The organism is Lactobacillus xujianguonis, assembly GCF_004009905.1.
Lineage (GTDB): Bacteria > Bacillota > Bacilli > Lactobacillales > Lactobacillaceae > Lactobacillus > Lactobacillus xujianguonis.
On sequence record NZ_ML136873.1, the window covers coordinates 66,246 to 88,828 of the forward strand.

A 22,583-nucleotide genomic window follows, 5' to 3' on the forward strand; every position below is an offset into this window, starting at 1 on the left:
TTTAAGCCCCAGGAGGCTATTCCTTGGGGCTTTTTTGCATTATTCACTATCTTTTGATAAGCTATTATATATAATATTTTTTTAATTATATTTTTCAGAAGAAAGGAGCCTTTTTCTCCGCTCATGAATAAAGAAGAAAAGCAAACCTTGCCGCCTAAGAAGAGTTATAAAAAAGCACCCTTGATGCCAGTTCACCTCCGGGTGTTAGTTGCGGTTATTTTAGGTCAAATCGCCTGTGGCTACGCCTTAGGAATCTCTGGTACTGCTCTGTCTAACGCCGCTGATTACATCAAGATTAGTGACACTTGGACGGGGTTGATCGGAGCTGGTGCCTTAATTGGGCTGGCTGGGAGTTTAATCGTAGGTCGCCTATCTGATAAGATCGGTCGCCGCCGTTTGTTAATGATGAATATGTATTTCTTAGCAGCTTTACTTTATTGCACCTCTTAACCGCTAATTTCTTGCTCACCCTTACTATTAGAATCGCCATTGGTTTAATGATTGCCGTTGACTATACGGTCGGTAATGCCCTCTTGACCGAATGGCTACCTAAAGGCGAAGATAGTAAACGTCAAAGTCATTTATTGATTTACTGGACGATTGGCTTTATTATTGCTTATCTTGTCGGAAGTAATTTATCTGGTTTTGGCGCTTACACTTGGCAAGTTATTTTAGCCACTGGTGCAGTACCTGCTTTAATTACTGCCATCTTCAGATCAGTCTTTCCTTTACCAGCTTCTCCAAGTTGGTTGGCCAGTCAAGGTAAGGTTAAACGCGCTAATAAAGTCATCAAGAAGCACCTTGGTCGTAAATGGGGAATTCCTAGAAAGTTTCTCAAGCGCAACAAGCCTAAAAAAGATATTTCCTGGGGAATATTATTTAGCAAGCAATATCTTCGGCGGACTTTAGTCGGCGGAATCTTCTATGCCTGCCAAGCTTTTGCCTTCTTTGGAATCAGTATTTTCTTACCAATCCTTTTTAGAAGGAATGGGTGTTACTGACAGTAAGATTTCTGGTGTCATTTATAACGGCGGGATGTTCATCGGGGTTTTATTCGGAACTTTCATCTTCAATAAGATCAGCCGGCGCGCCTTCTTAATTAGTAACTTCTTGATTTCTGCTGTTTTAATTGGTAGCTTAGCTTTGATTCCAGGAATGAATTCAAACCTGCAATTAGGAATCTTCACTATCTTTGCTGTAATTCTTTCATCTGGCTTAGTCTTAGATTATCCATATCCAACGGAATTATTTGACATTAAGGTTCGTGGTACTGGGGGTCGGAACAGTCATCACTATTAGCCGAATTGGGGCGGCGGCTGGTACTTTCCTTTTACCTGTTTTAACTAATGTTGGTGGAGCTAATTTAGCCATGCTGGTTTGTGGCTGCGTTTTATTATTCAGCTTCATTGTCTGCCTAATTTGGGCACCTGAAACTTCACCTAAATTTATGAAAGACAAGCCACAACAATAATTATGGCTGTCAAAAAGGCGTTATCTTCTGCGATAACGCCTTTTTTGTTTACTTTTGAATTAATTTTTTATCTTTGAACTGATACTGTTTTTGGCAAAACATCTCCAAAAACTTCTGATCATGCGACACTACCAAGCAAGTGAACTGTGCTTGCTTTAATAACTTGGCAATCGCTGTGACACTTTCTGGATCAAGATAATTAGTTGGCTCATCTAGTAATAGAATTTTCTTTTCACTTAAGTACAGACTCTTCATCAGTGTTATCTTCGCCAATTCGCCACCACTTAAAACAGTTAACGGTGTATCTAAATCGGCGAATAGATCTAGTTGGACAAGCAACCGCTTTACGTCTGCTTTAGCTAAATCGGTTTCTTTGAAGAATTGTTCCACTGTTTGTTTGGATTTGGCTACTGTATCATTAAAGCCTAAATAAATCGCTTTTTGGCCCCAAGTTTGTTCAGTGAAATATTGCTCTAAGTATTTAAGTAACGTTGTTTTACCAACACCATTCTCACCCAAAATTCCTATCAGTTCTCCAGTCTTCACTGTTAAACTAGTTTCCTTTAACAATTCTTCCTTTTGCGGACTAAGTAACTGAGGAATTCTTATTTGATACGAGCGCAATTTCTCGTTAGTCGCATGAATCTTAGGCAAATAAATTTGATGCTGATAAAAACTTGCTTGCTTAGGTAACTTTTTGAGTTCTCGCTCAGCGCGTTTAACACGAGCATTTAAGCTCTTTTGCACACTATCTTTACTCTTGGTGACTAATCGGCCTGGATCATCCCTAGTCGGACGATATTGAGCAAAACGCACGCTTTTATCCCTTAGACTTGTAATCCTTGCCGTAATTTGTTTCTGAGCAATTGCTCGTTTTTCATTAAAATTAGCAACCTCTTGTGCTTCAATCTTCTGCTGCTGCACAAAATTATCATAATTACCCGGGAAATTAATTAGCTGATGCGGTCGCAAAATCAAAGTTCTTTGACATACTTGATTAACAAATGACAAATCGTGGCTTGCGATTATTATGGCGCCATCATAATGTTGCAACAGATATACCAGATTTCGGCTATTTTCTGCATCTAAATAGACCGTTGGTTCATCAAGTAAAAGAATTGACCCTGGCAACCAAATGGTATTTTCTATTAGCTCCAGCCGTTTTTCTCCTGCACTTTTTGCGTCAAATTCGCCCTCATAATCGATCTGCGGAACATAGTTAATGTCCCCGTAGCAGCGAATTTGACCGCTATCAGGCTTAATTTGACCGCAAATCAAGTTGAAAAGCGTGGACTTGCCAATCCCATTTGGCCCAATAATGGCTACTCGTTCATTTTGATTAATTGAAAAAGTTAAATCAGTAAATAAATCACGCTTTGGGTAAGCGAAACTGACATGTTGGACATTTAAAATAGTTGTTTGCTTAAATTTTGTATTTGACATTATAACCTGCTTTTTCTAAAAAAGTCAGGATCTGTCATCCTGACTAACGAACGTTGGACAGGTTTTTACGAATTCTCATAACCACACCTTATTTCTATTTAAGATGAATTTATTATAAAATTATTAAAATGAATTGTAAATAAAAAGTTGAGTGCTTACCACTCAACTCTTTTGATTATCCATCTAATTCAACTTCTTGCAGTTTCTTCATTTCATCGTAAACTTTGCCACGTTCATTAGAGTCAACTGCCAGCACTAGCATATCACCAGCCGCAATCTTGGTTTGCCCATGAGGAATGATTTCTTCGCTGCCGCGACGAATCATCTTAACTAAGGTATCCTTTGGCCAAGCAACATCAGCCACTTTTTCGTCTACTAAGCGGCTGCTTTCATAAACTGGTACTGTTAATTGATCTTCATGACCAGACGCCTTAGCCACCCCATTTTTACCTTGCATTGCGTCAGCCAAGCTATCGTAGATTGGGCGACCGCCTAACATTTCATCAACTAAGAGCGCGATAAAGGCAACCACTGCTAACGGCATTAAATGTAAAAGCGAGCCAACCATTTCAGTGATCAAGATAATTGCTGTGAACGGTGCACGAATAATCGCTGCAAACAGCCCTGCCATTGAGAAAATTACCAAGTTAACAACTAACTTTTGTGGTAATAAACCAAGTTGCACCATTAAAGTCCCATAAGTAGCTCCAATCAAAGCTCCCATGGTTAAGATTGGTAAGAAGATCCCACTTGGTAAACCTGAATCATAAGAAACGATTGAGAAAACAATTCGTAAAATAAAGAAGAACGCTAAAACGCCAACTGTAATCCAGCCCTGCGTGGTAATTGTCTTTGATAATGACAAGATTAAACGATTACCAGGACCCGTAATTAATGGCCAGAAATAAGCAATTGGCATCAAGATTGCCAACGGAATTAAGCCATGAAGCCAGCGTGGCAACGCAGTGATTTTTTGATAAACCTTTTTCAAGCTAAACAGGCTTAACTTATAGCAGTGTCCAATTAATCCTAAAACAACGCCTAATAAAAGCAAATGCCAGTACAAGCCGATTGGAAAAGAGTGGTTGTACGAAATTGCTAAGGAAGGCTTCAAGCCAAAAAAGTTAGAAACCACGAAATTAGAAGCAATCGCGCCTGCTAAGGCATTAAGCCAAACACGTGGTGAGAAGTTATGAAAGACCTCCTCAAGAACAAATAAGGCCCCTGAGAGCGGTGCACCAAAAGCAGCTGATAAACCACTGGCTGCTCCTGTTGCCAGCAATACACGCGAATTAGTTTTGGTTTGCTTAAAGCCTTCACCAACACCTTGACCGATTGATGAACCTAACTGTAGCGATGGTCCTTCTGGCCCTAAGAATAGACCGGTCCCAATGACAAGGATTCCGCCAATTAACTTCCGCCATAGAATTGGGAACCATTTAACTGACAATTTTCCTTGTAATTCAAGTTTTACTTCAGGAATCCCAGAACCACCAACGTGTGGTTGGTGCTTAACAAAATAGCCTGCAATGACGCCAACTAAGCAAAATCCAATCGCGATTACTAATAGCCACCACAGATTTTGATGAGCTAAGGCAAATAAATGTAGCCAAAAGCCTGATGTCTTTTCAATGCCAAACCTAAAAAGTCCTACTACTGCACCAGTTAAAATCCCTACAACCAGTGCTTCTAATAGCAGTGTCAAAGTCGTTGTTTTCCCGTGCTTCATAATAACCCCGCTTTTCATAAAATTCGACAGTTACTATTCTACAACAAAAAAGAGAACTCCCATAGGAATTCTCTTTTTTGTTACACGTGTAACTACTATTTTTCTTCGTACCATTCAGTATGGAATGTACCTTCACGGTCATTTCTTTGATAAGTGTGAGCACCAAAGTAATCGCGTTGACCTTGAATCATGTTTTGTGGCAAGTTTGGATTGAAAATTGATTCCAAGTAATTAAGGGCAGCGCTCGAAGTTGGCGTTGGAACACCAGCCTTAGTTGCAAATTCAACTGACTTTCTCAAAGCTGGTAAGTTTTCTTCCATCAACTTTCTGAAGTAGTCATCTTGGAACAAGTTCATGAGCTTGTCACCTTTATCGTAGGCATTTTCAATATCCTTGAGCATTGCGGAACGAATAATGCAGCCTGCTTCCCAGTCTTGGGCAATTGACTTGTAACGCAAGTCCCAGTTGTAAGCTTCAGCAGCCATCGTTAATTGTTGGAAGCCTTGAGCATAAGCAACAGCTTGAGCTAATTGCAAAGTCTTTTCAAATTCGTCAACTAAGTCACTGGAAATTTCACCCTTGTAATCAAACTTAGTAGGCTTAATACCACTCTTAACTGCCAAGTGTGCTTGCTTACTCATGAACCGAGCCATTACCGCTTCAGCAACCACTGTAATTGGAGCACCAAGAGCTACACCATCTTCAAGCATCCAGTTACCAGTGCCCTTGTATGAGGCAACATTTAAGATGTGGTCAATGATATGATCAGAAGTTAAGTCATCTTTTTGAGCTAAAACTTTAGAAGTGATTTCACTTAAGTATGCTTCAACCTTGCCGTGGTTCCACTTGTCAAAGATGGCAGACATTTCATCATTGCTCTTATGAGCAACGTCACGCAATAAGTTATAAACTTCCGCAAATTCTTGCATAATGCCGTATTCAATACCGTTGTGAACCATCTTGACATAGTGGCCTGCCCCTTCAGGGCCCATGTAGCTAACACAAGGTTGGCCTTCCTTATTCTTAGCTGCAATTGCTTCTAAGATTGGTGCAACCTCGTTATAAGCTTCTTCATCCCCACCTGGCATTAAGGCAGGACCATTCAAGGCACCTTCTTCACCACCGGAAACGCCCATTCCGATAAAGTGAATGCCATGCTTTTCCATTTCGTGGTAACGACGGTTGGTGTCGTGATAATTGGAGTTCCCACCGTCGATTAAAATATCGCCCTTATCAAGAAGTGGTAGTAACTTTTGCAAGGTTTGATCAACTGGATTACCAGCCATAATTTGAATCAAAATTTTACGTGGCTTTTCAAGAGAATTAACAAACTCTTCCCAGCTATAGCAAGGCTTTAACTTGTCATCTTCATACTTAGCAAAAGCATCAACTTCTGGCTTATCAATACTAAAGCCAGAAACTGAAAAGCCATGATTTCTTACGTTTAAAGCGAGGTTTTTACCCATAACGGATAAACCGATAACGCCAAATTGTTGCATCTTTTCATTTCCTCCATAAAAAACTCTACTACCATTATACGAGTAGAAAAGAAAAAAGCGAAATCAAAGATTTCGCTTTTTTTATTACTTTTTATCAAGCAAATTAGTGTTGTGAAGCACCTGAAGTAGTATCTGGTTCTGGATCTGGTTCTGCTTCTTCTTCATGTTGAGATGCACCTGAAGCAGCATCAGTAGCAATACCATACTTTTCAGCAAAGTAGCTGAATGGCTTCAAGTCTTCTGCTTGATACTTCTTGACGAAGGCTGGATCGTCAAGGGTGTTCAATTCAGTTGAGTAAGGCATTTCGTGAGTGTACTTAATGTCGATCAATGCAGGACCGTCAGTTTGTTTCCATTCCTTAACTGCCTTTTCGAATTCTTCCTTGGTACGAACAGTGTAACCCTTAACGTTCATACCTTCAGCAACCTTAGCCCAGTCGTTACCTGGAATAAGAACACCTGATAATGGTTGGTTTGATTCATCTTCTTGTTCTGCTTGGATGTAACCAAGAGTGTCGTTACTGAAGACAATGTTCAAAACGTGCATGTTGTAACGAGCCATAGTTAACAATTCTTGACTCATCATAGCAAAGCCACCATCACCGGCTAATTCCCAAACTTCACGGTCTGGGTAAACAGTTGCTGCAGTAAGAGCTGCTGGAGCACCGTAACCCATAGTTGCGTGTAAGCCTGAAGTAGTCCACTTTTGGTCATCGTGCATCTTAAGAAGACGTACGTGGTCCATGTTGACGTTACCAACATCGATTGCGAAGACTGCATTGTCTGCAGCTTCCTTGTTAATTACATCCCAGATTGGTTCAGGACGTACAGGCATTTCCTTTGAATCCTTGAAGCTGTCTTGCCATGCATCCCAGTTTTCACGGTCTGCCAAAGCTGCCTTGTAAAGTGGAGTTTCTTCCTTGTCTTCACCGGCATCGATGATTGCACGAAGAGCCTTCTTAGCATCAGCTAACATTGAAACATCAACTGAGTGACGCTTACCAAGCTTGTCTGAGTCAACATCAATTTGGATAACCTTAGCATCCTTAGGGAACCATAATACTGAGAATGGTGAGTTGTTACCAACCCAAACTACCAAGTCAGTGTGGCTTTGAATTTCGTTAGGAGCCTTTGAACCGATACGGCCGATAGTACCCATGTATGCTGGGAAATCATCTTCAACAATACCCTTACCAAGGTATGATGAAAGAAGTGGAGTCTTGAACTTGTTAGCAAATTCCTTCAATTCTTCACCGGCATCAGCTTCTCTAGCACCGTTACCGAAGTAAACAACTGGGTTCTTAGCTTCCTTAAGAAGCTTAACTGCGTCTTCAACTGATTCCTTAGTTGGAGCAGCGTAATTTGGCTTAACGTGGTTTTGGTAAGTTACACGGAAGTTGTCATCAATCTTTTGCCAACCAAGGTCCTTAGAAATAATTAAAACAGCAGGACCCTTCTTTGCGTAAGCTTGACGAATAGCTTCATCCATCAAAGTTGGAATTAAGTCAGCAGTCTTAGGTTGAGCGCACCATACACTAGCATCTAAGAACCACTTGTCTTCATCAAATGCTTGGAAGAAGTCAATGTCTTGACGACTAGTTGGAACGTTAGCAACGATTGCTACCATTGGAGTCTTGTCAAACTTAGCATCGTACAAACCATTGTAAAGGTGAGCAGCACCAGGACCAGCTGAACCAAAACATACACCAAGCTTACCAGTCAACTTGTATTCAGCAGAAGCAGCTAAAGCACCTGCTTCTTCATGACGGACTTCGATAAACTTGATCTTGTCCTTAAAGTCGTGAATGGCGTTCATACTTGAGTCGAATGAACCACCTGGGAAACCATAAATATGATCGATATGCCAATCATATAACACCTTTAACATAGCGTCTGCGCCGTTAATTTTTGTCATTATAAGTGCATCTCCTTAAATAAATATCATTAATCTCAATACTCATTAAAACATAAATATTCACAATTGCAAACGTTATTTATCACTACTGCCACAACGGTGTAAACGTTTTTAGAAAGAATGTGATTTCACAAACTTGAAGAATAAATAAAAATTTATGACGGCGCTTTAACTATCATTAATGTGAATTTTTTATCAATCTATTCTATTAATAACTAAAAAATTGATATATTTTTTTACTTTTTTTAAATAAAAAAATTTTTGAAATTTTTGATAATTTTACTTATCTCTAAATTATTTTCAACCGTGTTATTTTTGCTAAATGCTTTTAAATCAGTGCTTTAGCTTATTCTTCTAGGAGCAAAAGGTAACATTAATCACTGGAATGTAATTAAATTTACTGATTTTATCTAAAAGCGAATTTTTTATCCACAGAATTAAAAAAGAGCACTTGCTTTACTCAAGTGCTCTTTTATTAGACTGTTGATAATTTTTTATTTTTGAATTTTGGCGTACTTTCCGTTTTGAATGTAGACACTTAAAATAGCCAAGTCCGCTGGATTAACACCAGAGATTCTTTCAGCTTGAGCTAAGGTTTCTGGTCGAATCTTTTCAAACTTTTGCCGTGCTTCAGTTGCTAAGCCTTCAATGGCGTTGTAATCAATATCAACTGGAATTTTCTTAGCTTCTTGCCGGTGCAAACGATCAATCTGCACTTGTTCTTTCTTAATGTAACCAGCGTACTTGATATTGATTTCTACTTGTTCTTTAACATAGCGATCATCAGCCACCTTTTCGCCAGTTAATTTTTCAATATCATTAATCTTAACCCGCGGTCTTCTCAAGAACACATCTGCCTTTAAACCAGCGCTCAATGGATCTTCACCAATATTAGCCAAATAAGTTTGAACTTCTTCAGTTGGATGGATGGTAATTGCTGCTAAGCGAGCTTTAGCGTCTGCGATTTGCTTTTTCTTTTCTTCAAATTTAGCAAAACGTTCATCAGAAATTAAACCTAATTGGTGACCATATGGCGTTAAGCGCAAGTCAGCATTATCATGACGCAAAATCAGCCGATATTCAGCTCTAGAAGTTAATAAGCGGTAAGGTTCATTAGTACCCTTAGTTACCAAATCATCAATTAAAACGCCAATATAAGCCTCATCTCGGCCCAAAGTAAAGCCAGGCTTGCCTTCTGCTCTTAAAGCGGCGTTAATTCCAGCAATTAAACCTTGACCAGCTGCTTCTTCATATCCAGAAGTTCCGTTCATTTGACCAGCAGTAAAGAGATTCTTGATCTTCTTAGTTTCCAAAGTATGGGTCAATTGCCATGGATCAATGACATCATATTCAATCGCATAACCTGGGCGCATCATTTCCGCATGTTCAAGTCCTGCAACGGTATGCAGCATTTTAAGTTGCACTTCTTCAGGCATTGAAGTCGAGAAATCACCAACATAAACTTCCTTGGTATTTCTACCTTCTGGTTCAAGGAAAAGTTGGTGACGATTCTTGTCCGCAAATCTGACCACCTTAGTTTCAATTGAAGGACAATAACGTGGTCCTACGCCGACAATATCTCCAGAAAACATTGGTGAACGATCAAGATTATCATTAATAATTTCGTGCGTCACTGGATTAGTGTAAGTCATCCAGCAAGAAATTTGATCCTTTAAATAATCTTCATCCCTACTCTCGTATGAAAAGTGGCGGGGAATCTTATCACCAGGTTCTTCTTCAGTCTTTGAGTAATCAATGGTATTGCCATTTACTCGTGGAGGAGTACCAGTCTTAAACCGGCGCAACTTAAAGCCAAGTTTTTCCAAATTCTCAGATAATTTAATGGCCGGAATCGTATTGTTAGGACCAGATGAATAATTCAATTCACCAATAAAAATGCGTCCGCGAGCAGCTGTCCCCGTAGTCAAGACGACGCTTTTAGCATGATATTCGGCCCCAGTATTAGTAATTACACCGTGGCAAACACCATCTTCAACTACTAATTCATCGACCACAGCTTGACGCAAGGTCAAATTCTCAGTGTTTTCAATGACATCTTTCATGTGTTCATGATATTGCCACTTATCAGCTTGTGCCCGCAAAGCCCGGACTGCCGGACCCTTACCAGTATTTAACATCCGCATTTGAATGTAGGTCGCATCAATGTTTTTACCCATTTGCCCGCCTAAAGCATCAATTTCACGGACAACGGTTCCTTTAGCAGGCCCGCCAACTGAGGGGTTACATGGCATGAAGGCCACCATATCAAGGCCAATCGTTAGTAGCAATGTTTTTTGCCCCATATGAGCACTAGCTAAAGCTGCTTCTGAGCCAGCATGCCCTGCTCCGACAACAATTACATCATATTCATTGGAATTATAAGTTTTCATTTTATTCATACTTTTCCCCTAAAACTACTTACCTAAACAGAATTGACTAAAGAGTGCGTTAATTAATTCATCTGGCGCACTATCACCAGTAATCTCACCTAATGTATCCCAAGCACCATTAAAGTCAATTTGCGCAATATCAACTGGAATCTCATTTTCGACGGCCTTAATCACATCTTGCAATTGCTTTTTAGCCTTTTGCAATAAGCCGGCTTGCCGCTGGTTAGTGACCATCACTTGATCATTAGAGTTTTCAATTCCTGAGAAGAAGAGCTTCTTGATCAAATCTTCCAATTCATCCAAATTCTTTTCTTTCAAGATCGAAGTTGAAATTACTGGGCTATTAGTCATTTGCTGCATCTTTTCAATGGTTAACTTTTGTCCAAGATCCAACTTATTCAAGATGATAATCCGCTTTTTATTTTTCGTTTCTGCAATTAAAGCTTGATCTTCTTGGGTTAAATCTTGGCTACCATCAATTAACAGTAAAACCAAATCTGCCTGCTTGAGCGCTTTTTGCGAACGTTCAACCCCAATTTTTTCAACCTTGTCTTCCGTATGATGAATCCCAGCCGTATCGATTAACTTCAGCGGAACACCCTTAACTGAAACATATTCTTCCAAAGTATCCCGCGTAGTGCCCGCTACATCAGTAACGATCGCCTTATCACTTTGGGTTAAATAATTTAATAAAGAAGATTTACCAACATTAGGCTGACCTACAATTGCTGTCGCTAGACCGTTACGCAAAATGGTTCCTTCTTGAGCGGTTTTAAGTAAGCGGTCAATCTTCTTAATCACATCGTTAGAAGTATCAGCCATCTGTTTAGCCGTAATTTGATCAGCATCGTATTCTGGATAATCGATATTAACTTCAACGTTGGCCAAAGTATCGAGAATTTCCTTGCGCATTCCGCGAATTTTTTCTAATAAACCGCCTGCTAGTTGTCCGACAGCCACTTGCCGTGCTTTATCAGTTTTCGCACGGACAATATCCATCACACTTTCAGCTTGGGTCAAATCAATCCGGCCATTCACAAAAGCCCGTTTTGTAAATTCTCCTGGATCAGCCATCCGTGCTCCGTTAGCCAGCAATAATTGCAAAATATGGTTAGTGACTACAATCCCGCCGTGACAGTTAATTTCAACCATATCTTCACGCGTAAAAGTCTTAGGCGCTCTGAGGACCGTCACCATTACTTCATCAATGGTCTTATCAGTTTCTGGATCAATAATATGGCCATAATGAATGGTATGCGTTGCTACCTTGGTTAAATCTGCTCCTTTAAAAACATGATTAGCAATTTTAATTGCTTCTTCGCCTGACATGCGCACAATTGAAATCCCACCTTCACCAATTGGGGTTGAGATCGCGGCAATCGTATCAAATTCAGTCAAAGTTTGAGCCATCATCTATCTCCTTTTTCCAATAAAAAAAGCGCATTATGCCATCACGAACAAACCTCATGATGGATAAAGCACTTTGACTACTTTATCTAAAAATGATTTTAGATTTAATATTCAATTATTATTTGCGTCTTAAACGCTTGTAGGTTCTTCTTATACGACGTTTACGCTCACGCTCAGCCTCAGCCTTGGCTTCTTGTTCACGCTTATACTTAATTGGATTTTGTAAAATAAACGTTTGCACTGCCTGGAAGAGGTTAGAAACTACCCAGTAAAGTGTAATCGCAGATTGGAACCAAATTGCCATTACACCAACCATAATTGCCATTCCGTAGGTCATCACCTTCGTCATCATATTTTGTGATGACTTAGGAGTCGACATTTGACTAATATAGGTTGAAATAAAGGTAAAGATCATCGCCAAAATCGGCATGATGTAATATGGATCGGGTTTACTTAAATCCATCCATAAAAAGCGCCCATTTTGGAGTTGTGGCGTCCGCCAAATAGCTTGATACAAAGCATACATAACTGGTAACTGAATTACTAGTGGTAAACAACCAGTATACGGATTAACCCCAGCTTCTTTATATAGCTTATTGGTTTCTTGTGACAATAACTGTCTTGACTCTGCATCGCGTCCAGGATATTTCTTCTGTAATGCACTAACTTGTGGCTGAATTTGTTGCATCTTAGAAGTACTTCTAATTGACATTGCATTTAGAGGCAACAAAATAATTCTGACTAAAATAGTAAAGACAATAATTGTCCAGCCATAATTATTTCCAAGAAGCTTAGCAAGCCAAAGCAAAAATGCAGAAACGTAATAAACAATCCAACGATCCCACCAATTTCCACTTGTATGAGAAATTGGCGCCATTTGTTGACTGGAAGTATTAGTAGCACATCCGGTCAAAACTACCGCGATCGTCAAAACCGCAAGAATCGCAAGAAGACGTTTAACATTTTTCTTTGTTAAAATGTCTTTCACTTTTCACTTTCCTCAATTTCATCTGGCATTTCTTTCATGACGTGAGCCAAGGTCAGAGCATGAACTAAATTTTTGCGTACCTCAGTCATGTCAAAGTTGCGAGCATAAGGCCGAGTAATTACCAAAAAATCAGCTTGCGGATCAATTTCCACCTTCTTTTCGGTAAGTACTGCCCGAATGTAACGCTTGAGTCGATTGCGAACAACGGCAGTATGACCGACCTTCTTACCAACAGAAATTCCCACCCGGAAGTGTTTGTTTTCTGTTTTTTCTATCTTATAGATAACAAAAGCTCGATTAGCGATTGATTCGCCTTCTTTAAATACATGCTGAAAATCTCTTTCAGACTTTACACGATATGATTTTCTCAAAACGTTTCATTCCACTCTAGTAGACTAAAAAAACCACTGGGATTCAGTGGTTTAAGCAGATAAGACTTTTCTACCCTTTGCACGGCGTCTTGCTAAAACCTTACGGCCATTTGATGTGCTCATACGCTTCATAAAGCCGTGAACACGTGAACGGTGACGCTTCTTAGGTTGGTAAGTTCTTTTAGTTGACATAAACTGCACCTCCATTTTTATGTGCCAACTGCACAATTTCTTATCTAGAATAGCATGATTACGCAAAAAAACCAAGTATTAATTGAAAAAAGTCAAGCCCTAAAACTCCTTTTTCGGCTCTTTTTTTGTTTAAAAGCAATGTGGATAAAAGCACCCATTTTTTGTCCACAATTTAAAATCCACAGACTTTTTCTCAGTTTTTTTCACATTCAACAAGGTGTGGAAAACAAAATAAACATGCTTGTGCATAACTTCTGTATTTCAGATGTTTCTAAGTGACAAGCAAAAACATTTATGCACAACAGCCTTGTGGATAAAGAAAATAGTCATTTTTTCATTTCTTTGCTTGTGGATTACTGTATAATAATTATGCACAGTCTGTTAATTCTACTTTTAGTATTTTCGGTTGTGGAAAACTTTCAACTTCAATAATAAAAAATTTTTTATTTAGGAGGAATGTTTTTTGTTCAATATTGACGATTTTTGGCAACACTTCAATGACGAAATGCGCATTCGTTTTAATGAAGTTGCCTACAATGCTTGGTTCAAAAATACAAAACCTCTCTCCTATAACAAAAATACTCATGAGTTAAAAATTTCTGTTCAAAATCCCGTTGCAAAAGGGTATTGGGAAAAAAATCTTGCATCTCAATTAATCCAATCTGCTTACGGCTATAATGGAATGGAAATTTTACCTGTCTTTCAAATTGAAGGTGAAGCTGGGCCTGAGCGGATAGTAACTCCGGAACCGCGTCAACCAGCAAAACAAACTGTTACTCATCACCAAAATGATGAATTCACCAAAGATTTGAGTTTAAACGACAAGTACACCTTCGATAATTTTGTTCAAGGGGAAGGTAACAAGCTCGCTGCTGGTGCTGCACTGGCAGTTGCCGACAGTCCAGGTAGTTTTTATAATCCTTTGTTTATTTTTGGTGGAGTTGGTTTAGGTAAAACCCACTTAATGCAAGCGATTGGTCATCAAATGCTAGCTGAGCGACCAAATGCAAAAGTGGTTTACATTCAAAGTGAGACCTTCGTCAACGACTTTATCAATTCCATCAAAAATAAAACGCAAGACCAATTTCGGGAAAAATATCGGACTTGCGATTTACTGTTAGTGGATGATATTCAATTCTTCGCTAAAAAAGAAGGCATTCAAGAAGAGTTCTTTCATACTTTTGAGACTCTTTACAATGACCAAAAGCAAATTGTAATGACTAGTGATCGCCTGCCAACTGAAATTCCAGATCTCTCAGAGCGTTTAGTTTCAAGATTTACTTGGGGACTCCAAGTTGAAATTACTCCTCCTGATTTGGAAACTCGGATCGCCATTTTGCGGCGCAAAGCTGAAGCAGAAGGATTGACAGTGGACGACGCCACTTTAAATTACATTGCTTCACAAGTTGACACTAATATTCGTGAACTAGAAGGCGCTCTAGTAAAAGTCCAAGCTCACGCAACAATTGAAAAAGAAGATATTAATGTTAACTTAGCCCATGATGCTTTAGCCGATTTAAAACTCGTTCAAAAGAATCGCGGATTGCAAATTTCTAAGATTCAAGAAGTTGTGGCTAACTATTTCCAAACCTCAACAGAAGAATTAAAAGGTAAAAAGCGGGTACGCCAAATTGTGATTCCAAGACAAATTGCAATGTATCTTTCTCGCGAATTAACTGACGCTAGTCTACCTAAGATTGGCCAAGAATTCGGCGGAAAAGATCACACTACGGTCATGCATGCTTGCGATAAGATTAAGAATCAAATTAAGATTGATTCTGATATTAAATCGGCAGTATTTGAATTGACGCAAATGCTTGATCGCTAATTTAGCGTGTGGACAAAAGTCCTAAGTTTTGCACATGTTATTAACTTGCACTATTCCTTTAACTTGGGATTTGTGGAAGTTTTCAACAGAATACACAGGGCCTACTACTACTAAGTAATAAAATATATAATTAAATAAAATAAACGTACTCGTAATTAGGAGGCAGAAATGAAATTTACAATTAACCGTAATTTGTTCATTGAAAATTTGAATAATGTCATGCGTGCCATTTCTTCAAGAGCTACTATTCCAATTTTAAGTGGGATTAAGTTAGTTCTCTCAAATGAAGAATTGACCTTAACTGGTAGTGACACTGATATTTCAATTGAGATTAAAATTCCTGTTAGTGAAGACTTAACTGTTGAATCAACTGGATCAATTGTCTTACCAGCCCGTTTCTTCAGTGAAATTATTAAGAAACTTCCAGGTAAAGACTTCTCTTTTGAAGTAATGGAAAGTTTTCAAACTAAGATTTCTTCAGAGAACAGTGAATTCACTATTAATGGTTTAGACGCTAATAATTTCCCAAGATTGCCAGAAATTCCAGATGAAGCAACTTTCAACATCGCCGGCAAAATCTTACGCGAGATTATCAACGAAACCCAATTTGCTGTTGCTACTCAAGAAAGTCGCTTAGTTTTAAGTGGGGTACACTTTACTTTTAGTCCTAACACAATTAAAGCCGTTGCCACTGATTCTCACCGTTTGTCTGAACGTGAAATCGTTCTTGAAAATGGTCCCCAAACAGCAACTGATTTGATTATTCCAGGTAAGAGTTTGCAAGAATTATCACGCATTATCGGTGAAAGTGATCCTGAAATTACAGTATGCCCAGGGGACAATCAAGTTTTGTTCAAGAGTAATAACATTTCCTTCTACTCCCGCTTACTTGATGGTAACTATCCTGACACTGACCGCTTATTGCCAACTGAAAGCACGACTAGTGTTGAATTTGACTTAGCAGAACTTTCAAGCGCACTTGACCGGGCAAGTTTGTTGACTCATGAGGGAAGAAACAACGTAGTTGACTTAGATCTTGATGTGGAAAACCAAAAAGTTAAGTTAAGTGGTACTTCTGCTGAAATCGGTAATGTAGAAGAAGAAGTTAGCTTCAAGAATCTGGAAGGTAATAATCTTAAGATTTCATTTAACCCAGATTATTTACGTGATGCCCTCAGAGCTTCAGTTACTGATGCAGTAATTATGAAATTCACCCAACCATTACGGCCATTCACAGTTACACCAAATAAAGATGACATTCAATTTGTGCAACTAATTACGCCAGTTAGAACATTTTAATTTTGATAAGTAGACAAGGTTCACCAAATGGTGGACCTTTTTTACTGTCTTTTTACGTTAAGTCCTCAAAATTGACGTTAAATTATTTTTAACCTCAAACACTATGATCAGGTTTGGTTAACTACAAAACGCTCAAAACGCCCAAAAACGGCGTTTTAGTTTGTTTTTTACTTCATAAACGAATATAATTAGATAGGGAAATAAAGTGTATTGAAGGTGAGTGCTATCAAGGAATTTACAATCAAGGGTGAATATATTACCTTAAGCCAATTTTTAAAAGAAGAAAGTATTATTTCTTCTGGTGGCGAGGCAAAATGGTATTTGCGTGAAAATCCAGTAATTTTGAATGGTGAAAGTGAAAATCGTCGTGGCAAGAAATTGCATCCTGGCGACACGGTTCAAGTCGGTGATGCGGAATATCAATTTCGGCAAGCCTAATGTACCTAGATCATTTTAGTGTGCAAAATTACCGCAATTTGAAGCAAATCGACACGCATTTTGATCCTAACGTTAATATTTTCATTGGTAAGAATGCCCAAGGTAAGACTAATCTCTTAGAGGCAGTTTATTTTTTAGCTTTAACAAGGTCCCACCGGACAAGTAGTGACAAAGAATTGATTCACTTTGGTGATGAGTTTGCTAACGTTCGCGGGCAAGTTCATAAGAGTCAAGTGGTCTTGGATTTGAGGGCCTTAATTACCAAAAAGGGTAAAAAAGTTTGGATCAATCGAGTTGAACAAGCTAAATTGTCCAAGTATGTTGGGCAATTAAATGCGATTTTATTTTCGCCGGAAGATTTGGATTTAATTAAGGGTGCTCCTAGTTTACGACGACGCTTCATGGACCAAGAATTTGGGCAGATAAACGCAGAGTACTTGTATTTTGCCAGTAAATATCGGCAAGTTTTAATTCAAAAAAATAATTATCTTAAGCAGCTGGCTAAGGGTGAAGCAAAAGACCAGATCTTTTTGGATGTGTTGTCAGATCAATTAGCAGGAATTGCGGCCGAAGTTATTTCGCGCCGCTTTAAATTTTTAAAATATTTAAGTCATTCCGCTAGTTTAGCCTATCAAGAGATTAGTTTAGCAGGTGAAAAGTTGACATTGACTTACCACCCTTCGGTAGCAGGTATTAATGCTGACGATAGTACTGAGAGTATTTATCAAAAGGTACTAGCTAACTATCAAAAAAATAAGCAAACTGAGATTAGAAAAGGAACCACCTTGTCTGGTCCGCATCGAGATGATCTTGAATTTAAACTTGATGGCAAAAACGCCCACTTGTATGCCTCGCAAGGCCAACAACGTTCAATTGCTTTAAGCATTAAATTAGCTGAAATTAGTTTAGTGCATCATTTAAGTGGCGAATATCCGGTCCTACTCTTAGATGACGTAATGAGTGAACTTGACCATGATCGTCAAAGCGCTTTATTAAACTATATTCACGGTAAAACACAAACTTTTATTACCACTACAGATTTAGAAGGTATTTCCTGGGAAATTATCAAACAGCCGAAGATTTATCATATTGACTCCGGCAAGATTAGTTTAGAAAAGGAGAGTTAAATGGCTGATAAAAAAGAAAAACTTGAACAAGTTAAGCACTATGAAAAAGAAGCTGATAAATATAATGCTAGTCAAATTCAAGTTTTAGGTGGACTTGAAGCTGTTCGTAAGCGCCCTGGTATGTATATTGGGACTACTAGTTCACAAGGTTTACACCATTTAGTATGGGAAATTATTGATAATAGTATCGATGAACGATTAGCTGGTTTTGCTAGCAAGATCGAAGTTACTGTTAATGAAGACGGCAGCGTTACCGTACAAGATGATGGACGTGGGATTCCAGTCGATATTCAAGAGAAGACTGGTCGGCCAGCTCTAGAAACTGTCTTTACTGTTCTTCACGCCGGAGGAAAATTCGGCGGTGGCGGATACAAAGTTTCTGGTGGTTTGCACGGTGTAGGTGCCTCAGTTGTTAACGCTCTTTCCACTAAGCTAGATGTTACCGTTATGCGGGATGGTAAAAAGTATGCCATTGCCTTTGATCACGGCCGGGTTAAGGAAGAAATGAAGCAAGTGGGAACTGTGCCATTAGATCAACACGGAACGATTGTCCACTTCTATCCAGATCCTGATATTTTTACTGAAACAACCACCTTTGATGACAAGATCTTAAAGAACAGAATTCGGGAATTGGCCTTTTTGAATAAGGGCTTGAAGTTAACCTTTACTGATAAGCGGAAAGAAACTGCCGAAACTGATGTCTATAAATTTGAAGGCGGAATTAAAGAATACGTTGCCTTTTTGAACAAGGATACGGAAGTCTTATTTGATGAACCAATTTATGTTGAAAGTGACTATCAGGGCATCAACGTTGAAGTTGCTTTGCAATATACCAACGGCTATAAAACGACTTTAATGACCTTTGCCAACAACATTCACACCTATGAAGGCGGGATGCACGAAGCTGGCTTTAAGACGGCTTTAACACGGGTAGTAAACGATTATGCTCATAAAGCTAAAATCTTAAAGGATAAGGACGATAACCTTTCTGGTGAAGATATTCGTGAAGGGATGACAGCAGTAGTTTCTGTTAAGCACCCAGATCCGCAATTTGAAGGCCAGACTAAGACTAAGTTAGGTAACTCTGACGCTAGAACTGCAGTTGATAAGGCCTTTTCAGAAACCTTTAGTCGCTTCTTGATGGAAAATCCTGCTGTAGGCCGGAAGATCGTGGAAAAGGCACAATTAGCTGAACGTGCACGGACAGCTGCTAAGCGTGCGCGTGAAGTTACGCGAAAGAAGTCAGGGCTAGAAATTGCTAACTTGCCAGGTAAACTAGCTGATAACACCAGTAACGACCCAAGTATCTCAGAGTTATTCATCGTCGAAGGTAACTCTGCCGGTGGTTCTGCTAAGCAAGGACGTTCACGGTTAACGCAAGCTATTTTGCCAATTCGTGGGAAGATTTTGAACGTGGAAAAAGCCTCAATGGATCGAATTTTAGCTAACCAAGAAATTCGTTCTTTGTTTACAGCTTTAGGCACTGGCTTTGGGGCTGATTTTGACGTTTCAAAAGCCCGTTATCACAAGTTAATCATCATGACTGATGCCGATGTCGATGGGGCCCACATTAGAACTTTGCTTTTGACGCTCTTCTACAACTACATGCGTCCAATGATTGAAAAAGGATATGTTTACATCGCTCGTCCACCTCTTTACCAAGTTCGTCAAGGTAAAGTAGTGAAGTATCTTGACACTGACGAAGAGTTGCATGATTACTTAGGTAGCTTGCAACCAAGTCCTAAGCCAGTTGTTCAACGTTACAAGGGGTTAGGTGAAATGGACCCAGAACAGCTTTGGGAAACAACCATGAACCCAGAAAACCGGCGCCTTGATCGGGTTAGCCCAGAATATGCTAAAGATGCCGATGCTGTGTTTGAATTACTCATGGGTAACGAGGTTGCTCCACGGCGAGACTTCATTCAAAAGAACGCTAAATATGTTGAGAACTTGGATGCTTAGGAGGTTTTAAATGGATAACGATAATCAAATGCAGGATCATAGAATCCGCAACGTTGACTTAACTAGCACCATGCGTAGTTCATTCCTAGACTATGCGATGTCAGTTATCGTTGCACGTGCTTTGCCAGATGTACGTGATGGGTTAAAGCCCGTTCAGCGTCGTATCCTTTACGGAATGAGTGAATTAGGTGTTACCCCTGATAAGCCTTATAAAAAGAGTGCCAGAATTGTTGGGGAAGTTATGGGTAAGTTTCACCCACACGGTGACTCCTCAATTTATCTCGCAATGGCTCACATGGCACAAGAATTCTCATATCGCTACATGCTAGTTGATGGGCACGGTAACTTCGGTTCTGTCGACGGGGATGAACCAGCCGCAATGCGTTATACCGAAGCTAGAATGAGCAAGATTGCCGTTGAAATGCTTCGGGATATCAACAAAAATACGGTTGATTGGCAACGTAACTATGATGATACTGAAAATGAACCAGTAGTTTTACCAGCCAGAATCCCTAACTTGTTAGTTAACGGAGCAAATGGGATTGCCGTTGGGATGACTACCAACATTCCACCACATAACTTACGTGAAGTAATTGGTGGTTTACATATGTTGATGAAGAACCCTGATGCCACAACCAAGGACTTGATGAAAGTTATTCCTGGACCAGACTTCCCGACTGGCGGAATTATCATGGGCCGTGGCGGAATTTACCGGGCTTATGAATCTGGTAAGGGCAATATTGTTGTTCGTGCCAAAACTAATATCGAAACTGAAAAGAGTGGCCGTGAACGAATTATCGTCAGTGAAATTCCATACATGGTTAACAAGGCTGAATTGGTTAAGAAGATTGCGGATTTAGCTCGTGAAAAAATTATCGATGGGATTACCGGTGTGCGGGATGAATCCGACCAGACTGGGATGAGAATTACTATCGATATTCGCCGGGATGCCAGTGCTAGTGTAGTTTTGAATAATTTATTCAAAGAAACACAAATGCAGGCTAACTTCGGAATGAATATGGTTGCCATTGTTGATGGTGCCCCACACTTCTTAACCTTGAAGCAAATGCTTCAATACTACTTGAATCACCAAGAAGATGTGGTTACTCGCCGGACTAAGTTTGAATTAGCTAAGGCCGAAGCAAGAGCTCATATTCTTGAGGGGTTATTAATTGCCCTTGATCACATTGATGAAATTGTTAAGATTATTCGTCAAAGTGAATCTAGTGATATTGCTAAGGCAGCTTTGATCAGTCGCTTCGGTTTAGATGATAAGCAATCACAAGCTATCTTGGACATGCGGCTGGTACGGTTGACTGGTTTAGAGCGTGACAAGGTTAAGGCAGAATATAAGGATCTGCAAGCTAAGATCGCTGATTACAAAGACATTTTGGCTCACCATGAGCGGATTGATCAAATTATCTATGATGAATTACTTGATATCCAAAAACGCTTCGGTGATGATCGCCGGACTGAAATCGGTGCTAGTGAAGTAGTTTCAATTGAAGATGAAGATTTGATTGAAAAGCAAAATGTCCTTTTGACTTTAACTCACCGTGGTTACATCAAGCGGATGCCAATCACCGAATTCAAGACTCAAAACCGTGGCGGTAAAGGAATCAAGGGGATGGGTGTTCAAGATGATGACTTTATTGAACACTTAATCTACTCAAGTACGCATGATTTACTTTTGTTCTTTACTAACAAGGGCAAGGTTTACTCAAAGAAAGCCTATGAAATTCCAGAATATGGCCGGATGGCTAAAGGCTTACCAATTGTGAACTTGCTTCAGTTAGACAAGGGCGAAAAGATTCAAACCGTGATTAATATTCCTCAGGGTGCTGATGACAACTACTTGTTCTTCATCACCAAGATGGGAACCGTTAAGCGGACGCATGTCAGTGAATTTTCTAATATTAGAAATAGTGGGTTGATTGCCTTAACCCTGCGTGATGGGGATGAATTAAGCAATGTCTTAACTACTGACGGTCAACAAAATATTTTAATCGGGACGCACTTAGGTTATGCAGTAACCTTCAATGAAAGTGATGTTCGTCCAATGGGAAGAACAGCTGCCGGTGTTCGCGGAATTAACTTGCGTGATCACGATTATGTAGTTGGCTCAGAAGTAATTAAGCCAAATGATGAAGTCTTAATCATTTCCGAAAAAGGTTATGGTAAGCGGACTGCTGCTAGTGAATACCCAATTAAGGGCCGTGGCGGTAAAGGAATTAAGACCGCAAATATTAGTGAAAAGAACGGTCCACTTGCTGGCGTAACCGTTGTTGATGGTACTAAAGATATTATGGTTATTACTACCGACGGAATCATGATCCGCTTTAAGGTGGATGATGTTTCTCAAACTGGGAGAAATACGTTAGGTGTTCGGTTAATCAAAGTAACTGATAATAACCAAGTTGCTAGTTTAGCTATTGTCCCAACTGAAGAAGATCAAGAAGTTACGGACGATGATGCGGAAGCTACCGACGAAGAAGAATAAAAAGTTAAGAAAGTTTAAACA

General features: G+C 39.5%; 15 protein-coding genes and 1 pseudogene. 7 read left to right on the plus strand and 9 right to left on the minus strand.

What is annotated here, in order from left to right; translation table 11 throughout:
* The first annotated feature begins 123 nt into the window (after positions 1 to 123).
* Positions 124 to 1,471: pseudogene (locus EJK17_RS01920) on the plus strand (MFS transporter).
* Between the two features lie 48 nt (positions 1,472 to 1,519).
* Here EJK17_RS01920 and EJK17_RS01925 read toward each other — a convergent pair.
* The 9 genes from EJK17_RS01925 to rpmH all read right to left on the minus strand — a co-directional run bounded on the left by EJK17_RS01925 (position 1,520) and on the right by rpmH (position 13,408).
* Positions 1,520 to 2,914 carry an ATP-binding cassette domain-containing protein gene (locus EJK17_RS01925; RefSeq protein ID WP_103660591.1) on the minus strand — a complete coding sequence of 465 codons (1,395 nt, stop codon included), beginning with the start codon at positions 2,912 to 2,914 and terminating at the stop codon, positions 1,520 to 1,522.
* Between the two features lie 175 nt (positions 2,915 to 3,089).
* A complete protein-coding gene (locus EJK17_RS01930) occupies positions 3,090 to 4,643 on the minus strand; it encodes a ClC family H(+)/Cl(-) exchange transporter (RefSeq protein WP_127796153.1) in 1,554 nt (517 codons plus the stop codon).
* Between the two features lie 95 nt (positions 4,644 to 4,738).
* On the minus strand, positions 4,739 to 6,142 hold the full coding sequence (gene gndA / locus EJK17_RS01935) for an NADP-dependent phosphogluconate dehydrogenase (protein WP_103660589.1): 1,404 nt from the start codon (positions 6,140 to 6,142) through the stop codon (positions 4,739 to 4,741).
* A 103-nt stretch (positions 6,143 to 6,245) separates the two neighbouring features.
* Positions 6,246 to 8,057: a pyruvate oxidase gene (gene spxB / locus EJK17_RS01940; RefSeq protein WP_103660588.1), complete on the minus strand. Its 1,812-nt coding sequence runs from the start codon at positions 8,055 to 8,057 to the stop codon at positions 6,246 to 6,248.
* Positions 8,058 to 8,551: 494 nt separating this feature from the next.
* Positions 8,552 to 10,456 carry a tRNA uridine-5-carboxymethylaminomethyl(34) synthesis enzyme MnmG gene (gene mnmG / locus EJK17_RS01945; protein ID WP_103660587.1) on the minus strand — a complete coding sequence of 635 codons (1,905 nt, stop codon included), beginning with the start codon at positions 10,454 to 10,456 and terminating at the stop codon, positions 8,552 to 8,554.
* Positions 10,457 to 10,471: 15 nt separating this feature from the next.
* Positions 10,472 to 11,857 (minus strand): tRNA uridine-5-carboxymethylaminomethyl(34) synthesis GTPase MnmE, encoded by a 1,386-nt coding sequence (gene mnmE, locus EJK17_RS01950; RefSeq protein ID WP_103660586.1) that lies wholly within the window; start codon positions 11,855 to 11,857, stop codon positions 10,472 to 10,474.
* Positions 11,858 to 11,975: 118 nt separating this feature from the next.
* Complete coding sequence (locus EJK17_RS01955; protein ID WP_103660585.1) at positions 11,976 to 12,845, minus strand: YidC/Oxa1 family membrane protein insertase; 870 nt, start codon at positions 12,843 to 12,845, stop codon at positions 11,976 to 11,978.
* Positions 12,842 to 13,216, minus strand: coding sequence for a ribonuclease P protein component (gene rnpA, locus EJK17_RS01960; RefSeq protein WP_103660584.1), 375 nt, complete (start codon positions 13,214 to 13,216; stop codon positions 12,842 to 12,844). Before rnpA ends, EJK17_RS01955 begins: the two co-directional genes overlap by 4 nt.
* 51 nt (positions 13,217 to 13,267) lie before the next feature.
* Positions 13,268 to 13,408, minus strand: a complete 141-nt coding sequence (gene rpmH, locus EJK17_RS01965; RefSeq protein WP_004039891.1) for a 50S ribosomal protein L34 — start codon at positions 13,406 to 13,408, stop codon at positions 13,268 to 13,270.
* 463 nt (positions 13,409 to 13,871) lie between these two features.
* On the opposite strand from rpmH, the gene dnaA reads away from it, so the two are divergent.
* From dnaA to gyrA, 6 genes are all read left to right on the plus strand, one after another.
* Positions 13,872 to 15,236 (plus strand): chromosomal replication initiator protein DnaA, encoded by a 1,365-nt coding sequence (dnaA, locus tag EJK17_RS01970; RefSeq protein WP_103660583.1) that lies wholly within the window; start codon positions 13,872 to 13,874, stop codon positions 15,234 to 15,236.
* Positions 15,237 to 15,404: 168 nt separating this feature from the next.
* Positions 15,405 to 16,535 carry a DNA polymerase III subunit beta gene (dnaN, locus tag EJK17_RS01975; protein ID WP_103660582.1) on the plus strand — a complete coding sequence of 377 codons (1,131 nt, stop codon included), beginning with the start codon at positions 15,405 to 15,407 and terminating at the stop codon, positions 16,533 to 16,535.
* A 216-nt stretch (positions 16,536 to 16,751) separates the two neighbouring features.
* A complete protein-coding gene (gene yaaA / locus EJK17_RS01980) occupies positions 16,752 to 16,973 on the plus strand; it encodes a S4 domain-containing protein YaaA (RefSeq protein ID WP_103660655.1) in 222 nt (73 codons plus the stop codon).
* Positions 16,973 to 18,100 (plus strand): DNA replication/repair protein RecF, encoded by a 1,128-nt coding sequence (gene recF / locus EJK17_RS01985; RefSeq protein ID WP_103660581.1) that lies wholly within the window; start codon positions 16,973 to 16,975, stop codon positions 18,098 to 18,100. Before yaaA ends, recF begins: the two co-directional genes overlap by 1 nt.
* Complete coding sequence (gene gyrB, locus EJK17_RS01990; protein ID WP_127796154.1) at positions 18,101 to 20,062, plus strand: DNA topoisomerase (ATP-hydrolyzing) subunit B; 1,962 nt, start codon at positions 18,101 to 18,103, stop codon at positions 20,060 to 20,062.
* A 10-nt stretch (positions 20,063 to 20,072) separates the two neighbouring features.
* Complete coding sequence (gene gyrA, locus EJK17_RS01995) at positions 20,073 to 22,562, plus strand: DNA gyrase subunit A (protein ID WP_127796155.1); 2,490 nt, start codon at positions 20,073 to 20,075, stop codon at positions 22,560 to 22,562.
* The last annotated feature ends 21 nt before the right edge of the window (positions 22,563 to 22,583 follow it).